The following is a 15,899-nucleotide window of genomic DNA, read 5'->3' on the forward strand; positions in this document are numbered from 1 at the left end:
GTCATCCCACCCCCCATTCGCCACCTGCGAAGGAATTCCACTGTGGATCTGTACGAGTACCAGGCACGAGACCTTTTCGAGAAGTACGAGGTGCCGGTGCTCGCCGGCATCGTCGCGGACACGCCGGAGGAGGTGCGGGCCGCAGCCGAGAAGATCGGCGGAGTCGTCGTCGTCAAGGCGCAGGTCAAGACCGGCGGCCGCGGCAAGGCCGGCGGCGTGAAGGTCGCCAAGACCCCTGATGAGGCCTACGAAGCCGCGAAAGCCATCCTCGGCCTCGACATCAAGGGCCACGTCGTCAAGCGTGTGATGGTCGCGCAGGGCGCGCGCATCGACAAGGAGTACTACTTCTCGGTGCTGCTGGACCGCGCCAACCGCGCCTACCTCTCGCTCGCGAGCGTCGAGGGCGGTATGGAGATCGAGGAGCTCGCGGTCGAGCGCCCCGAGGCGCTCGCGCGCATCGCCGTCGACCCGCTGCAGGGCATCGACAAGCAGAAGGCCGTCGAGATCGCCGAAGCGGCCGGGTTCGCGCCTGAGCTCGTCGACAAGGTGAGCGACGTCTTCGTCAAGCTCTACGCCGTCTACACGGGCGAGGACGCCACGCTCGTCGAGGTCAACCCGCTCATCCTCTCGGAGGAGGGCGACATCATCGCCCTCGACGGCAAGGTCTCGCTCGACGAGAACGCCGACTTCCGCCACTCCGGGCACGCGCTGCTCGAAGACAAGGACGCGGCCGACCCGCTCGAGGCGAAGGCCAAGGAGAACGACCTCAACTACGTCAAGCTCGACGGCCAGGTGGGCGTCATCGGCAACGGTGCGGGCCTCGTGATGTCGACCCTCGACGTCGTGGCCTACGCCGGAGAGAACCACGGCGGCGTCAAGCCGGCCAACTTCCTCGACATCGGCGGCGGCGCCTCGGCCGAGGTCATGGCCGCGGGTCTGGACGTCATCCTGGGCGACCCGCAGGTCAAGAGCGTGTTCGTCAACGTCTTCGGCGGCATCACCGCGTGCGACGCGGTCGCCAAGGGCATCGTGGGCGCGCTGGCCGAGCTCGGGTCCACCGCGACCAAGCCGCTCGTCGTGCGCCTGGACGGCAACAAGGTCGAAGAGGGCCGCGCGATCCTCCGCGACGCCAACCACCCGCTCGTGACGCTGGCCGAGACCATGGACGAGGGCGCCGACAAGGCCGCCGAGCTCGCCAACGCCTGAGACAGCCGAGAACAAGGAACCTAGAGAAATGTCGATCTTCCTCAACAAGGACTCCAAGGTCATCGTCCAGGGCATCACGGGCGGCGAGGGCACCAAGCACACCGCGCTCATGCTCAAGGCCGGCACGCAGGTCGTCGGCGGCGTCAACGCCCGCAAGGCCGGTACGACCGTGCTGCACACCGACGCCGACGGCAAGCCCGTCGAGCTCCCCGTCTTCGCCTCCGTCGCCGAGGCCATCGCCGCGACGGGCGCCGATGTGTCGATCGCCTTCGTGCCCCCGGCCTTCACCAAGAGCGCGATGGTCGAGGCCATCGACGCCGAGATCCCGCTCCTCGTGGTCATCACCGAGGGCGTGCCCGTCGGTGACACCGCCGAGGCCTGGGCCTACGCGCAGTCCAAGGGCAACACCACCCGCATCATCGGGCCGAACTGCCCGGGCATCATCACGCCGGGCGAGTCCCTCGTCGGCATCACGCCTGCCAACATCACCGGCAAGGGCCCCATCGGTCTCGTGTCGAAGTCGGGCACGCTGACCTACCAGATGATGTTCGAGCTCCGTGAGATCGGCTTCTCCACCGCCATCGGCATCGGCGGCGACCCGGTCATCGGCACCACGCACATCGACGCGCTCGCCGCGTTCGAGGCCGACCCCGAGACCAAGGCGATCGTCATGATCGGCGAGATCGGCGGCGACGCCGAGGAGCGCGCGGCCGACTTCATCAAGGCGAACGTGACCAAGCCGGTCGTCGGCTACGTCGCCGGATTCACGGCTCCCGAGGGCAAGACCATGGGCCACGCGGGCGCCATCGTCTCCGGCTCCGCGGGCACCGCCCAGGCCAAGAAGGAGGCCCTCGAGGCCGCCGGCGTCAAGGTCGGAAAGACCCCGAGCGAGACCGCCGACCTCATGCGCGGCATCATCGCCGGGCTGTAGACATCTGAACGACGAAGGGGGCGGATGCTGCGGCATCCGCCCCCTTCGTCATGGTTGACGATTACGGTGAAGGCATGCCGCTGACCGGAGAGTACAAGCCGTCCACGTCCGAATGGGCCCGCAAGCAGGCCGAGCTGTTCGAGGCGTCGAACGGCGCCAAGGCGAACACGCTGCGCGGCGTCCCGATCATCGTGCTGACCTCGGTGGGCGCCAAGAGCGGCGGTTTGCGCAAGACCGCGCTCATGCGCGTGGAGCACGACGGGCGCTATCTCGTCGTCGCATCGAAGGGCGGGCACCCCGACCCGCCGAACTGGTACTGGAACGTCCGGGCGAACACCCACGTGGAGCTGCAGGACGGCGCCGTCAAGCGCGACTACCTCGCGCGCGAGCTCTCCGGCGACGAGCGCACCGAATGGTGGGCGCGCGCCGTCGAGGTCTGGCCCGACTACGACAGCTACCAGGCCAAGACCGACCGGCAGATCGCGATCTTCCTCCTCGAGCCGATCGAGGAATGAGAAACGGGATGCCGCGGCCGCGGCATCCCGTCACTCGAAAGACCGTCAGCCGGCGAGCAGCGCCTCGACCGGCCCGCGGGCGAAGTACACGAAGAACCCGGCCGCGACGATCCACAGCAGCGGGCTGATCTCCCTGGCCTTGCCGGAGAGCGATCGCACGACGACCCACGAGATGAATCCCGCCCCGATGCCGTTGGCGATCGAGTAGGTCAGCGGCATGACGGTGACCGCGAGGAACACCGGCAGCAGCACCGAGAACTCCGAGAAGTCGATGTACTTGATCTGCGCCATCATGAGCGCACCGACGATCACCAGAGCGGATGCCGCCACCTCGCTCGGGACGATCGACACGAGCGGCGTGAAGAACATCGCGATGAGGAACAGCAGGCCCGTGACGACGTTCGCGAAGCCGGTGCGCGCGCCTTCGCCGATGCCGGCACCGGACTCGATGAACACGGTGTTCGAGGAGGCGGACGCGTAGCCGCCGGCCACCGCCCCGACGCCCTCCACGATCAGCGCCGACTTGATGCGCGGGAAGTCGCCCTTCTCGTTGGCCAGGCCGGCTTCCTTCGAGAGGCCGGTCATCGTGCCCATCGCGTCGAAGAAGTTGGTGAACACGAGCGTGAAGACGAGCATCAGCGCCGCCAGCACGCCGATGCGCTCGAACGAGCCGAACGACACCTGGCCGATGAGCGAGAGGTCGGGGATGCTCACGAGCGACGCGGGCAGCTCGGGCACGGACAGCCCCCAGCCGCCGGGGTTCACGCCGTCATCGGTGAACTTGGGGCCGATGTTCCAGATCGCCTCCACCACCACGGCGACCACGGTGCCGGTGACGAGGCCGATGAGGATGCCGCCCTTCACCTTGCGGGCGACCAGGATGCCGGTGAGCAGCAGCGTGAAGACGAAGATCAGCGTCGGAACGGTCGCGACCGACCCGTTGATGCCGAGCCCCACCGGCGGCGAGGAGGCGCCGGTCGCGGTGACGAAGCCGGCGTCCACGAAGCCGATGAAGGCGATGAACAGGCCGATGCCGACGGTGATGGCGAGCTTCAGCTGGATCGGGACGGCGTCGAAGATCATGCGCCGCAGGCCCGTGGCCGCCAGCACAACGATGATGAGGCCGTTGATGACGACGAGCCCCATGGCCTCGGGCCACGTCACCTGCCCGACGACGGCCACGGCCAGGAAGGAGTTGATCCCCAGGCCGGCGGCGAACGCGAACGGCAGGCGCGTGACGAGGCCGAACAGCACCGTCATCACACCCGCGGTGAGCGCCGTGACGGCGGCGACCTGCGGGAACCCGAGGCTGTTCCCGTCGACGTCCACGCCGCTCGACAGGATGATCGGGTTGAGGATGACGATGTAGGCCATCGTCACGAAGGTCACGACGCCGCCGCGCACCTCTGTTCCGACGGTCGAGCCTCGCCGGCTGATCTCGAAGAATCGATCCAAGCCGTTGCGCGGCTCGGGGGGCTCGGTGGTGTCGACTGCGGGCGACGGGGCTGTGCTCATGAATGACCTCCGCAGACGACGTTAGTGCCCGCACGCCCCGGGATCGCAACGGATCCGGATGCCGCGACCGGCCGTGCCGCGAACGGACGCCTCCTCGCGCGTGGGTAGGGTCGATGGGGCATGCACCGCCTCATCGTCGCCCTCCTCACCGCCGTCGACGCCGCCATCGCCGTGGCCGTCGGGATCGCGGCGACCCTTGCCCCCCTCACGCTCGTGTGGGTGTTCGGGCTGGGCGGCGCCGCGGACTGGGCGGCGCTGTGGCCCGTCGCCGTCACGGTGTGGCAGTTCGGCAATCTCGTGCCGCTCGCCGTCACGCTCCCGGCCGACTACCTGGCGGCCGCCGGCATCGATCCGGCGGCGGCATCCTTCACCCTCTCGCTCGCCCCGCTCGCCTTCGCCGCCTTCACCGCGATCTTCGCGGCCCGGTCGGGGGTGCGCGCCTCGCGGGCCGACGCCTGGGTCACCGGCGTGACTTGCGGCACCGCGGTCTTCGGCGTGCTCGCGGCCATCGCAGCCTTCACGGGGCAGAACCTCATCGCCGACACCGAGCTCTGGCAGGCGATCCTCGTTCCCGTGCTCGTGTTCGCGCTGCCCGCGACCGGCGCGGCGATCGTCACCGAGTGGCGCGAGGCCGGGGGCGGGTTCGTCGCCCGGGTCCGCGACCGCGTCGAGCAGGCGCCGCACGGCTGGGGCGACGTGCCCGGACTCGTGGCGCGGGGGACCGCGGTGGTGGTGGTCGGTCTCATCGGACTCGGCGCCGTCGTGAGCGCCGTGGGTCTCGCGCTGCGCGGCAGCGAGGTCGTCGCCCTCTTCCAGGCCGGCAACGTCGACGCCCTCGGCGCGACGGTCCTGACGCTCGCGCAGCTCGTCTACGTGCCCACCCTCGCGATCTGGGGCATGGCGTTCGCGGCCGGTCCCGGCTTCACCGTGGGGGAGGGCACCGCGGTGTCGGCGGCGGGCACCCAGGTCGGCGTCGTGCCCGGCATCCCGCTCCTCGGCGCGATCCCGGAGTCGACCACGCCCTGGCTGCTTCTCCTCGCCCTCGTGCCGGTCGCCCTGGGCGCGCTCGCCGGCTGGACCGCCCGCTCCCGCCTCGTGCATCCCTCATCCGCCGCAGCGGCTCCGGTCACGAGGCCATCGCCACCGCTCGCGCCCGAATCGCTCGACCTCGACCGCACGACCGCACTCACCGGGCTGCTCGCGTCGGCGCCCGTCATCAAGCCCGAACCCGCGCCCGAGGGTCCTCCGACTGCGCTCGGCGAGGGGCACGACGACGATCCGATCGGACCACGACTGGTCGTGGCCCTGGGCATCGCCGTGCTCTCCGCCGCGGGTGCCGCGCTCCTCGCCGCGGTGGCATCGGGCTCGCTCGGCCCAGGCCGGCTGGCGCACTTCGGTCCCGAGCCGGGCCCTGTGGCGCTCGCCGTCGGTCTCGAAGTCATCGTCGGCGCCGCGATCCTCCTCCTCTCCCCGCGGGGTCGGGGCCGCACCGAGCACCCCCGGAGCGCGCCGGACCGCGAGCCCGCCCCCGGCGCGCGAGGCGACGACGAGGTGTCGGCGGATCTGCCCAGCGAGACGACGGATGCCGCTCCCGACCTCACCGAGACCCTCGATCTGGGCCCCCGACGCACCGATCCGGGCACGCCGTAGACTAGGCGGGTGCTCACGGTCGCTGTCCTCATCTCGGGCACAGGGTCCAATCTGCGTGCACTGCTCGATGCGGCCGCAGATCCCGGATACCCGGCGCAGGTCGTCGTCGTCGGCGCGGACCGCGAAGCCGAGGGGTTCGCCCACGCGGAGGAGTACGGCATCCCGTCGTTCATGGTCCCGTGGGCCACGTCCGGATCCCGCGAGGAGTGGGGCGCCGAGCTCGGCGAGCAGCTGGCCGTGTGGAAGCCCGACCTGGTGGTGCTCAGCGGGCTGATGCGCCTGCTGCCGGCATCGCTCGTCGACCAGTGGTCGCCCCGCATCGTGAACACCCACCCCGCGTACCTGCCCGAGTTCCCCGGCGCCCACGGCGTGCGCGACGCGCTCGCGGCCGGCGTCGAGCAGACCGGCGCCAGCGTCATCATCGTCGACAACGGGGTCGACTCGGGGCCCATCCTCGCCCAGGAGCGCGTCCCCGTGCTTCCCGGCGACGATGAGCACACGCTCCACGACCGCATCAAGCCCGTCGAACGCCGCCTGCTGATCGACGTCGTGCGTCGCATCGCGACGGGCGACCTCGACCTCGCCGCCGCCTCGGCGGCCGCAGCCCCCGCTTCCTGACCCGACACCGAGGAGCCTCCATGGCCGGCCCCAGCCACGACCCCGCCCTGTACCGTCACCGCGACATCGTCCCCATCCGTCGCGCCCTGGTGTCGGTGAGCGACAAGACCGATCTGCTCACGCTCGCCGACGCGCTCGCGGGCGCCGGCGTCGAGATCGTCTCGACGGGATCGACCGCAGCCACGATCCGCGACGCCGGCCACCGGGTGACCGACGTCGCGAGCGTGACGGGCTTCCCCGAATCGCTGGGCGGTCGCGTGAAGACCCTCCACCCCGGGGTCCACGCCGGTCTGCTCGCCGACCTCCGGCTGGAGGACCACCTGCAGCAGCTGACCGAGCTCGGCATCGAGCCGTTCGAGCTCGTGGTGGTGAACCTGTACCCCTTCGTCGAGACCGTGCGGTCCGGCGCTCAGGGCGACGACGTCGTGGAGCAGATCGACATCGGCGGGCCCGCCATGGTGCGCGCGTCGGCCAAGAACTTCGCCAACGTCGCGATCGTCGTCTCGCCCGAGTCGTACCCGGCGATCATCGGCGCGCTCGGCAAGGGCGGCACGTCGCTCACGCAGCGCCGCGACCTGGCCGCCCGCGCCTTCGCCCACACCTGCGAGTACGACCGGGCCGTGGCCACCTGGTTCGCCGAGGAGACGCTCGCCGGCGCCGACCTCCCTCAGCACCTCACCATCAAGGCGGAGCGCCTGTCCACACTCCGCTACGGCGAGAACTCGCACCAGCGCGCGGCGATCTACACGCGCCTCGGCGCCCACGGCATCGCGCAGGCGACGCAGCTGCAGGGCAAGGAGATGTCCTACAACAACTACGTCGACGCCGATGCGGCGCTGCGCGCCGCATTCGACATGGTCAAGCCCGCTGTGGCGATCATCAAGCACGCGAACCCCTGCGGCATCGCCGTCGGGGCGCCCAACGCGCTCGACCCGATCGCGAGCGCGCACCTGCGCGCCCACGAGTGCGACCCGGTGTCGGCGTTCGGCGGCGTCATCGCCGCGAACCGCCCCATCACGCTCAAGATGGCCGAGAACCTCCGCGACATCTTCACCGAGGTGATCGTCGCCCCGGAGTTCGAGCCCGAGGCGCTCGAGCTGTTCAAGCTCAAGAAGAACCTGCGCGTGCTGAAGCTCCCGGCGGACTGGCAGCAGGAGCGCATGGACGTGCGGCTGGTGTCGGGCGGCCTGCTGCTGCAGGACGCCGACCGCTTCCCCGACGACATCGAGTCGGTCGCCAAGGACTGGCAGCTGGTGTCGGGCGAGCGTCCGGCCGACGACGACATGACGAACCTCATCTTCGCCTGGAAGGCCTGCCGGGCCGTCAAATCCAATGCGATCGTCCTGGCCAAGCAGTCGGCGACGGTCGGCATCGGCATGGGCCAGGTGAACCGAGTGGACTCGTGCCGCCTGGCGGTCGAGCGCGCCGGCGATCGCGCCGCCGGGTCGGTCGCGGCATCCGATGCCTTCTTCCCGTTCGCCGACGGGCCTCAGGTGCTGATCGACGCCGGGATCCGGGCGATCATCCAGCCCGGCGGATCCGTGCGCGACGAAGAGGTCATCGAGGCCGCTCGCGCCGCGAACGTCACGATGTTCTTCACGGGCGAGCGCCACTTCTTCCACTAGGCGTTTCGTCTCGCTGCGCTCGCTCAACGACCAGCCCCGGTCGTTGAGCGAGGAGCGCAGCGACGAGACGAAACGCTCCTACCGTCGCGCATCGCGGGCGACGAGGCGGTGACGGGGATGCCCTCACCGCCGTGTCCGATTTCCGCGAGCGGACGTCCGGGGGGCGTGTCAGGCTAGGGGACATGACCTCGATCGCCGCGCACCCGTCGATGACGTTCGACGAGCGGTACCGCGCCATCGACTCGCGCGACACGCGCTTCGACGGACAGTTCGTGACGGCGGTGAGCTCGACGCGGATCTACTGCCGCCCCAGCTGCCCCGCGCGCACGCCGAAGCCCTCGAACGTCACGTTCTACCCCACGAGCGCGGCGGCGCATGAAGCCGGCTACCGGGCGTGCAAGCGGTGCCTTCCCGAGGCCGCGCCCGGCTCCCCGCAGTGGAACCTCCGCGGCGACACGGCCGGCCGGGCGATGCGCCTCATCGCCGACGGCGTCGTCGAGCGCGAGGGCGTCCCGGGGCTGGCGCGGCGGCTCGGCTACTCGCCGCGGCACCTGACGCGGCTGCTGAGCGCCGAGCTGGGTGCGGGGCCGCTGGCCCTGAGTCGCGCGCACCGCGCCCAGACCGCGCGCATGCTTCTCGTCGGCACCGACCTGCCCGCCGCGGACGTCGCGTTCTCGTCGGGCTTCGCGAGCGTGCGCCAGTTCAACGACACCGTCCGCGAGGTGTTCGGCCTGACGCCGCTCGAGCTTCGCGCCCGCCGGCGGCTCGCCGCGGGCTCGCGGGCAGAGGCACCCGTTCCCGGTGCGATCGATCTCGTGCTGCCGCACCGCGGGCCGCTCGACGCCGACGGCCTGTTCGCGTGGATGGCCGCCCGAGCCGTCGACGGAGCCGAGGTCGCCGGCCCCGGATCATTCGCGCGCACGCTGCGCCTCGCAGGCGGCCCGGCGTGGTTCGAGCTGCGCCTCGACGACGCCGGCAGGGTGCGTCTCCGTGCCCGCCTCACGCATCTCGGCGACCTCTCCACCCTGGTCACCCGTGCGCGTCGGCTCTTCGACCTCGACGCCGATCCGCTCGCCGTCGACGACGCCCTGTCGCGGCATCCCGAGCTCGCTCCGCTCGTGACGGCACTCCCCGGCATCCGCGTCCCCGGTGCGGCCGACCCCCACGAGATGCTCATCCGCGCCATGGTGGGGCAGCAGATCACGGTCGTGGCCGCGCGCACCGCTCTCTCTGCGCTGACCGCCGAGCTCGGCGAGACGGTCGAGGGGTTCGACGGCGCCACGCGCCTCTTCCCGACGATGAGCGCGATCGCCGAACGCGGTCACGAAGTGCTGCGCGGCCCGGCGGCCCGGATCCGGTCGATCGTCGGAGCGGCCGCAGCCCTCGCCGACGGAACCTTGACGCTCACCCCGGGCGACGACGGCGCCGATCAGCGGGCCGCGCTCCTCGCGATGCCCGGCATCGGGCCGTGGACCGCCGACTACGTGCGGATGCGCGTGCTGGGCGACCCCGACGTGTTCCTGCCCGGAGACGTCGCGGTGCGGGCCGGCGCTGCCGCCGTGGGCCTGCCGTCCGAGCCTCGCGCGCTCACCGAGTGGACCGCGCGGACAGCCCCCTGGCGCAGCTACCTCACCGCCCACCTGTGGCGCGCCGTGCCGCCGAGACCGCCGCGCGCACGGCGGGGAGCGGCATCCCCCCTCCGAACGACCCCCGAGACGAAGGCGACAGCATGAGCTCCGCAACCCTCCAGACGATCGACACCCCGGACGGGGCCTTCACGATCCTCAGCGACGACGATCAGCGCGTGCTGGTGTCTGGCTGGACCGTCGACGCGGATCGCATCCTCGGCCGTCTGCGTGCCGCCGATCGACCCGCGACCGTGCGGGAAGGGCGGACGGATGCCGCGGCCGCCGTGCTCGCCTACTACGACGGCGACCTCTCGGCCATCGACGACGTCGCGGTGTCGCAGCAGGGCACGCCGATGCAGCGGACGGGGTGGGAGGCTCTGCGCCGCATCGAGCCGGGGCATCCGCTCACCTACGCGGAGTTCGCCGCGGAGCTCGGGTCGCCGTCGGCCGTGCGCGCGGCGGCCTCCATCTGCGCCCGCAACGCCCCCGCCCTCTTCGTGCCGTGCCACCGGGTGCTGCGCACCGGGGGCGCGCTGGGCGGCTTCGCCTGGGGCCTCGAGGTGAAGCGCAGTCTGCTCTCGCGGGAGTCAGGAGTGCCGGCGCTGCTCGGCTGAGCGCGGTCGTCGCGATCCGGGAGGAATTTCCGGGGGGAGCGGAAAGCGGTTGTTGCGCCCAGGGAACTCTCAGGTATAGGCTGGAGGGCTGTTGCGCCTCCTGCCGTCCCGGTGGCGAGCGCACGGTCCTGTCCGCTCACACCCAGGAGGATGCCATGATTCAGGTCGCCATCGCTGCGAAGACCGCCTTCGTCCTCCGTGCCGCCGGACCGAAGCGCCCTCGCATTCAGGGGTAATCGCTCGTCCCGCGAGTCCCGGCCTCGGCCGGCTTCGGCATACCGCCACCTTCCGGAGCGTTCCCTTCACCGGGGCTCCGTCGCGCCTCGCGCAATCCCAGACCTCACGGGGTCTTCCGCACCACCTCCCTTCAAGGATCATGACCACCACTGCCCCGCCTCTGCAATCGGAGCCGTCGCCGCGCTCCCAACAGTCCACTCTGAAAGCGCTCGCGCGGCTCCTGCCGTTCGCCAAGCCCGTCCTGCCCCGCCTCACCCTGGGCGCCGTCAGCGCGCTCATCGCGAGCCTCCTCGCACTGTCGATCCCGCTCGTTCTCGAGCAGATGGTCCAGGGCCCGATCAGCTCCGGTGACTTCACCCTCGTGATCTGGGGCTCCGTCGCCATCCTCTTCCTCGGCCTGGCCGAGGCCCTCATGGTCTGGCTGCGTCGCTTCTTCGTCGTCGGACCGGCCACCAAGGTGGAGTACGAGCTCCGCCAGAGCTTCTACTCGCGCCTGCAGCGGCTGCCCGTGTCGTTCCACGACCGCTGGCAGTCCGGGCAGCTGCTCAGCCGGATGATGCAGGACATCAGCATGCTGCGCCGCTGGATGGCGTTCGGCATCGTGATGCTCCTCGTCAACGCGATCACCGTCGCCGTCGGCACGCTGCTGCTGTTCCGCTGGCACTGGCTCCTCGGCGCGATCTTCCTCGTCACATCCGCGCCGCTGTGGTACACGGGCTACTGGTTCGAGAAGACCTACGGCAGCCTCGCGCGCCAGAGCCAGGACCAGGCGGGAGACCTGGCCACTTCCGTCGAGGAGAGCGTCCACGGCATCCGCGTCCTCAAGGCCTTCGGCCGCGGCAAGCACGCCCTGCAGAAGTTCACCCGGCAGGCCGAGACGCTGCGCGAGACCGAGCTGAGCAAGGCCCGCGCGATCGGCTGGATCTGGTTCTGGCTGGTGCTGCTGCCGGACGTCGCCTTCGCACTGTGCCTCGGCGCCGGCATCTACCTCACCGCTGTAGGACAGCTGCAGACCGCCGAGCTCATCGCCTTCTTCGCCATGGCCACGGTGCTGCGCTGGCCTATGGAGTCCATCGGCTTCCTGTTCTCCTTCACGCTCGACGCGCGCACGGCGACCGACCGCATCTTCGAGGTGTTCGACGAGCAGAACACGATCGTCGACCCCGCCTCGCCGAAGACGATCGACCGCCCGCGCGGCGAGCTCGTGTTCGAGGGCGTGCACTTCCGGTATCAGGATGCCGCGACCCGCGAACGCGATCTGCTCGACGGCATCGACCTGGCGCTGCGCCCCGGCGAGACCATGGCGCTGGTCGGTCTCACCGGTTCCGGCAAGACCACTCTCACCACCCTTCCGGCACGCCTCTACGACGTGACGCAGGGGCGCGTGACGCTCGACGGAGTGGATGTGCGAGACCTGACGATCGACGAGCTGCGGCGCCACGTCGGCATGGCCTTCGAGGACGCGACGCTGTTCTCGCAGTCGGTGCGCGACAACATCCTGCTCGGTCGGGAAGACCTCGCTCCCGGCAGTCCTGAGGCAGACGCCATCCTGCGCGAAGCCCTCGACGTCGCCCAGGCCGGCTTCGTCGACGAGCTTCCCGACGGCGTCGACACGATCATCGGCGAAGAGGGCCTGTCGCTGTCGGGCGGCCAGCGCCAGCGCCTCGCCCTGGCACGTGCCGTGGCGGCTCGCCCGGCGGTGCTCGTGCTCGACGACCCGCTGTCGGCGCTCGACGTCGATACCGAGGCGCTGGTCGAGGACGCGCTGCGCGAGGTGCTGCACGCCACCACCGCGCTCGTGGTCGCGCACCGTCCGTCGACCGTCATGCTCGCCGATCGTGTCGCCCTGCTGGAGGCGGGTCGCGTCACGGCCGTCGGCACCCATTCCGAGCTGCTCCGCGAGAGCGAGCACTACCGCCACGTGATCTCGAGCCTCGAGGTCGAGCAAGCCCGCCTTCGGGAGAGGGAGGTGAACCTGTGAGCACGGCAACCGTCTCCGGCACCAGCGGCGAAGACCGCTCCGACTACTCTCGCGACGAGAGCAAGGCGATCCGCAAGAGGTCGCTGCGCCTTCTCGGGACGCTCGTCACGCCGGTGCGCGCGCAGCTGTGGCTCGCCGGGGTCGTGCTGGTCGTCTCCACGGCCTTCCGCGTCGCCGGCCCCGCGCTGATCGCGTACGGGATCAACCAGGCCCTGCCTGCCGCGGTGGACGAGATGAACTGGCTGCCGACGATCGGCATCGTCGTGGTGTACCTCGTCACGGGCATCGCCGGTGCCATGCTCATCGGCTGGTACGTGGTGGTGGCGGCGCGGCTGACTCAGGCGATCATGCTCGACCTGCGCAAGCGGATCTTCCTTCACACGCAGCGCCTCAGCCTCGAGTTCCACGAGTCGTACACGTCGGGTCGCATCATCTCGCGCCAGACGAGCGACCTCGACTCAATCCGAGAGCTGCTCGACGGCGGTCTCAACGAGCTCGTGTCGGGGCTTCTCTACGGCGGGTTCACCCTGATCATGCTGCTGCTGGTGGACTGGCAGTCCGGCGTCATCCTCGCGGTGATGGGCATCCCGCTGTTCCTGCTGATGCGCTGGTTCTTCCTGAACTCGCAGGTCGCGTACCGCGAGTCGCGGGTGGTGAGCGCGAAGGTGATCGTCAAGTTCGTCGAAACCATGACCGGCATCCGCGCGGTCAAAGCCTTCCGCAAGGAGCCGCGCAACGACGATGAGTTCGGCGAACTGGCCAGCGACTACCGCGACGTCAGCATGCGCTCGATCCGCCTGTTCGGCACGTTCGAGCCGGGACTCATGGCCGTGGCATCCGTCTCGCTCGCCCTCGTGCTGCTGTGGGGCGGCTACCGCGTGCTCGACGGAACGCTCCTCATCGGAACGCTGCTGGCCGCAGTGCTGTACGTGCGCAACTTCTTCGCGCCGCTGCAGGAGGTCGCGTTCTTCCTGAACTCGTACCAGTCGGCCACGGCGGCGCTCGAGAAGGTCTCGGGCGTGCTGGAGGAGGAGCCGACGGTCCCCGACCCGGCGAGGCCGGTCGACCTGTGGGCGGCGCGCGGTCACATCGAGTTCCACGACGTCCTCTTCGGATACTCCAAGGACCGCGTCATCCTGCCGGACTTCTCGCTCGACATCCCGGCCGGCCAGACCATCGCACTGGTGGGAACGACCGGTGCGGGCAAGTCGACGCTCGCGAAGCTGGTCTCACGGTTCTACGACCCCACCGAGGGCCGGGTGACGCTCGACGGCGTGGACCTGAGGGCGCTGCACCCGAAGGACCTCCGCCGCGCGATCGTCATGGTCACCCAGGAGGCCTACCTGTTCAGCGGCACGGTCGCCGACAACATCGCTCTCGGAAAGCCCGACGCGACGATGGAAGAGATCGAGGCGGCGGCCCGCGCGGTGGGAGCGGATGCCTTCATCCAGGCACTGCCCGACGGCTACGCCACCGACGTCAACAAGCGAGGCGGCAGGGTGTCGGCGGGGCAGCGTCAGCTGATCTCGTTCGCGCGGGCCTTCCTCGCCGACCCGGCGGTGCTGATCCTCGACGAGGCGACGGCGTCGCTCGACATCCCGAGCGAGCGCCAGATCCAGGACGCCCTGCAGACGCTGCTGGCCGACCGCACGGCGATCATCATCGCGCACCGTCTGTCGACGGTCGCGATCGCCGACCGGGTGCTCGTCATGGAGCACGGCCGCATCATCGAGGACGACGCACCCGAGACGCTCATCGGCGGCGACGGCCGATTCGCCAAGCTGCACGCGGCCTGGCGCGAGTCGCTGGTCTGACCTCGGGTTCCGGATGCCCCGGCCCCGCCTTTCGCGGCGGCCGGGGCATCCGTCGTTCCGCGACTTGCGTGTGCGCGGCGTCGGTGAATCGCCGTGCAATTCGGAGAACTGCCCCGGAATCGGATGCCTCGGCTCGCCGCATCCGATTCTGTCTGGCGACTCCGAATCCGTGCACGCTGCTTCACGCGAGTGCGTGCACGTTACTGCGGCTCGGTCCGTGTGGACTCCGCGCCCGGAACCCTCTGTGCACCCGGATTCGGACGAGAGTGCCGGAATCGGACACCTCGGCCGGCAGCATCCGATTCCGTCGTCCTACTCCGACTCCGCGAACGTTGCTCGGCGCGACCGCCTATGCAGCCCGGCGGCCAGCGCCCGCGACACGGCTCGCGTGACGGTGGGCCAGTCATGCAGGATCTGCCCATACGTGAAGCGCAGCACGGTGTATCCCCGCGCGGCCAGCTCTGCGTCATGTTCCGCATCGCGGCGCCGGTCGGCGGGGCTCGAATGATGAGCGAACCCGTCCACCTGCACGAGGAGCCATTCGCCGATGAGTACATCCACCGGGTGGCCGGCGATCACGATCTGCTGGCGCACCGTCACTCCGTGGCGACGGATCCGCCGCACGAAGATCGTCTCCAGGCCGGAGTCGTCAAGGCCCTGCACTGAGTCCGCGAGCTGGCGAGCACGCGGTGAGGTCCACGAAACGTGGCGCAGGTAGTCGCCGGACAGCCGTTCTTTCGAGGCAGCCGACTCCCACAGCACGGATGCCGCCTCGAGGGAGGTGCAATCCGCGATGTGCTGCAGGCTGTCCTCGATCGACTCGACGAGCGCGAAAGGCCCCACAGGCACGAGCTGTCGCGTCCAGTGCACGACGACATCGTCCTGAGGGCTCGCAGCATTCGGCTTCACCCGGATGTGCGTCCGGTTGTCGTGTCCGGCAGCGGGAGGGAGCCACCACCCGCGGTGACGAGCGGCCGAGATGCACGAGAGGACGCCGGTGGCCTGAGCCGCGATCACCAGCGGCGGTGGGGCCGAGGCGGTGGCCAGCCAGTACCGGCGCACCCGGCGCACGCCCCCGGCGCCGATGCTGTGAAGGACCGCGCTCGGGGGATAGCCGGCCGCGATGGCGTCGCTGCGATGGGCGATGCCGCCGAGCTGGTCCAGCCACTCCTGGAGGGAGCGATCAGGCATCCGACGTCGAGGTGCGCGCTGCGGCATGAGGCGAGTGTCTCGGCCACTTGCCTTGCGAGAGGTGGCGCGAGCGGGTTCTGTGGATGGCGTATTCACGTGGCGGGCTGGGGGGGAAGCGGGTCCCAGCCGGTCTCGGAGTGGACCGATGGAATCGGACACGGTTGGCGCGCGAGTCCGATTGCGAGCGTGGACTCCGATCCCGCGACAACGGCCGCGTGACCAGATCGGAACGGGATGGGCTCCTACAGCGAGAGCTCCGACCCGGGTTGAGCTAGTCAGATTCGGAGTGAGAGCTTGGATTCGGATGCTGCGGGCTCCGGCATCCGATTCCGCGGGTCGACTCCGAATCCGAGCGCCCGGAGCAGGCCCAACGG

12 protein-coding genes are annotated in these 15,899 nt (G+C 70.3%); 10 read left to right on the plus strand and 2 right to left on the minus strand.

Features of this window, described 5'->3' with window-relative positions; translation table 11 throughout:
* Positions 1–42: 42 nt before the first annotated feature.
* From sucC to SOM19_RS13640, 3 genes are all read left to right on the plus strand, one after another.
* Positions 43–1,206, plus strand: coding sequence for an ADP-forming succinate--CoA ligase subunit beta (gene sucC, locus SOM19_RS13630; RefSeq protein WP_320487141.1), 1,164 nt, complete (start codon positions 43–45; stop codon positions 1,204–1,206).
* A 28-nt stretch (positions 1,207–1,234) separates the two neighbouring features.
* Positions 1,235–2,137, plus strand: a complete 903-nt coding sequence (gene sucD, locus SOM19_RS13635) for a succinate--CoA ligase subunit alpha (protein WP_320487142.1) — start codon at positions 1,235–1,237, stop codon at positions 2,135–2,137.
* A gap of 74 nt (positions 2,138–2,211) precedes the next feature.
* The gene (locus tag SOM19_RS13640; protein WP_320487143.1) at positions 2,212–2,652 is read left to right on the plus strand and encodes a nitroreductase family deazaflavin-dependent oxidoreductase; all 441 of its coding nucleotides are present in this window, start codon (positions 2,212–2,214) and stop codon (positions 2,650–2,652) included.
* A 45-nt stretch (positions 2,653–2,697) separates the two neighbouring features.
* Here SOM19_RS13640 and SOM19_RS13645 read toward each other — a convergent pair whose 3' ends face one another.
* On the minus strand, positions 2,698–4,167 hold the full coding sequence (locus SOM19_RS13645) for an NCS2 family permease (protein ID WP_320487144.1): 1,470 nt from the start codon (positions 4,165–4,167) through the stop codon (positions 2,698–2,700).
* Positions 4,168–4,287: 120 nt separating this feature from the next.
* On the opposite strand from SOM19_RS13645, the gene SOM19_RS13650 reads away from it, so the two are divergent.
* The 7 genes from SOM19_RS13650 (at position 4,288) to SOM19_RS13680 (ending at position 14,334) form a co-directional block, all read left to right on the plus strand.
* Entirely contained in the window at positions 4,288–5,817 is a 1,530-nt protein-coding gene (locus SOM19_RS13650) for a cell division protein PerM (protein ID WP_320487145.1), read from the plus strand.
* A 9-nt stretch (positions 5,818–5,826) separates the two neighbouring features.
* Positions 5,827–6,435, plus strand: a complete 609-nt coding sequence (purN, locus tag SOM19_RS13655) for a phosphoribosylglycinamide formyltransferase (RefSeq protein WP_320487146.1) — start codon at positions 5,827–5,829, stop codon at positions 6,433–6,435.
* A 20-nt stretch (positions 6,436–6,455) separates the two neighbouring features.
* On the plus strand, positions 6,456–8,060 hold the full coding sequence (purH, locus tag SOM19_RS13660) for a bifunctional phosphoribosylaminoimidazolecarboxamide formyltransferase/IMP cyclohydrolase (RefSeq protein WP_320487147.1): 1,605 nt from the start codon (positions 6,456–6,458) through the stop codon (positions 8,058–8,060).
* Positions 8,061–8,242: 182 nt separating this feature from the next.
* On the plus strand, positions 8,243–9,793 hold the full coding sequence (locus tag SOM19_RS13665; protein ID WP_320487148.1) for a DNA-3-methyladenine glycosylase 2 family protein: 1,551 nt from the start codon (positions 8,243–8,245) through the stop codon (positions 9,791–9,793).
* Positions 9,790–10,302, plus strand: coding sequence for a methylated-DNA--[protein]-cysteine S-methyltransferase (locus SOM19_RS13670; protein ID WP_320487149.1), 513 nt, complete (start codon positions 9,790–9,792; stop codon positions 10,300–10,302). The genes SOM19_RS13665 and SOM19_RS13670 overlap by 4 nt, the downstream gene beginning before the upstream one ends.
* Positions 10,303–10,678: 376 nt before the next feature.
* Positions 10,679–12,520 carry an ABC transporter ATP-binding protein gene (locus tag SOM19_RS13675; protein WP_320487150.1) on the plus strand — a complete coding sequence of 614 codons (1,842 nt, stop codon included), beginning with the start codon at positions 10,679–10,681 and terminating at the stop codon, positions 12,518–12,520.
* Positions 12,517–14,334, plus strand: coding sequence for an ABC transporter ATP-binding protein (locus tag SOM19_RS13680; protein ID WP_320487151.1), 1,818 nt, complete (start codon positions 12,517–12,519; stop codon positions 14,332–14,334). The genes SOM19_RS13675 and SOM19_RS13680 overlap by 4 nt, the downstream gene beginning before the upstream one ends.
* Before the next feature lie 312 nt (positions 14,335–14,646).
* Here the strand turns inward: SOM19_RS13680 and SOM19_RS13685 are convergent, their stop codons facing one another.
* Positions 14,647–15,525, minus strand: coding sequence for an endonuclease domain-containing protein (locus SOM19_RS13685; RefSeq protein WP_320487152.1), 879 nt, complete (start codon positions 15,523–15,525; stop codon positions 14,647–14,649).
* Between the last annotated feature and the right edge of the window lie 374 nt (positions 15,526–15,899).

The organism is Microbacterium sp. CFBP9034 (assembly GCF_034045255.1).
Lineage (GTDB): Bacteria > Actinomycetota > Actinomycetes > Actinomycetales > Microbacteriaceae > Microbacterium.

What these genes read in the sequence shown, in the direction of transcription:
- sucD (WP_320487142.1), top strand. Translation starts at nt 1,235, where the DNA reads ATGTCGATCTTCCTCAACAAGGACTCCAAGGTCATCGTCCAGGGCATC.
- SOM19_RS13640 (WP_320487143.1), top strand. Translation starts at nt 2,212, where the DNA reads ATGCCGCTGACCGGAGAGTACAAGCCGTCCACGTCCGAATGGGCCCGC.
- SOM19_RS13645 (WP_320487144.1), bottom strand. Translation starts at nt 4,167, where the DNA reads ATGAGCACAGCCCCGTCGCCCGCAGTCGACACCACCGAGCCCCCCGAG.
- SOM19_RS13650 (WP_320487145.1), top strand. Translation starts at nt 4,288, where the DNA reads ATGCACCGCCTCATCGTCGCCCTCCTCACCGCCGTCGACGCCGCCATC.
- purH (WP_320487147.1), top strand. Translation starts at nt 6,456, where the DNA reads ATGGCCGGCCCCAGCCACGACCCCGCCCTGTACCGTCACCGCGACATC.
- SOM19_RS13665 (WP_320487148.1), top strand. Translation starts at nt 8,243, where the DNA reads ATGACCTCGATCGCCGCGCACCCGTCGATGACGTTCGACGAGCGGTAC.
- SOM19_RS13670 (WP_320487149.1), top strand. Translation starts at nt 9,790, where the DNA reads ATGAGCTCCGCAACCCTCCAGACGATCGACACCCCGGACGGGGCCTTC.
- SOM19_RS13675 (WP_320487150.1), top strand. Translation starts at nt 10,679, where the DNA reads ATGACCACCACTGCCCCGCCTCTGCAATCGGAGCCGTCGCCGCGCTCC.
- SOM19_RS13685 (WP_320487152.1), bottom strand. Translation starts at nt 15,525, where the DNA reads ATGCCTGATCGCTCCCTCCAGGAGTGGCTGGACCAGCTCGGCGGCATC.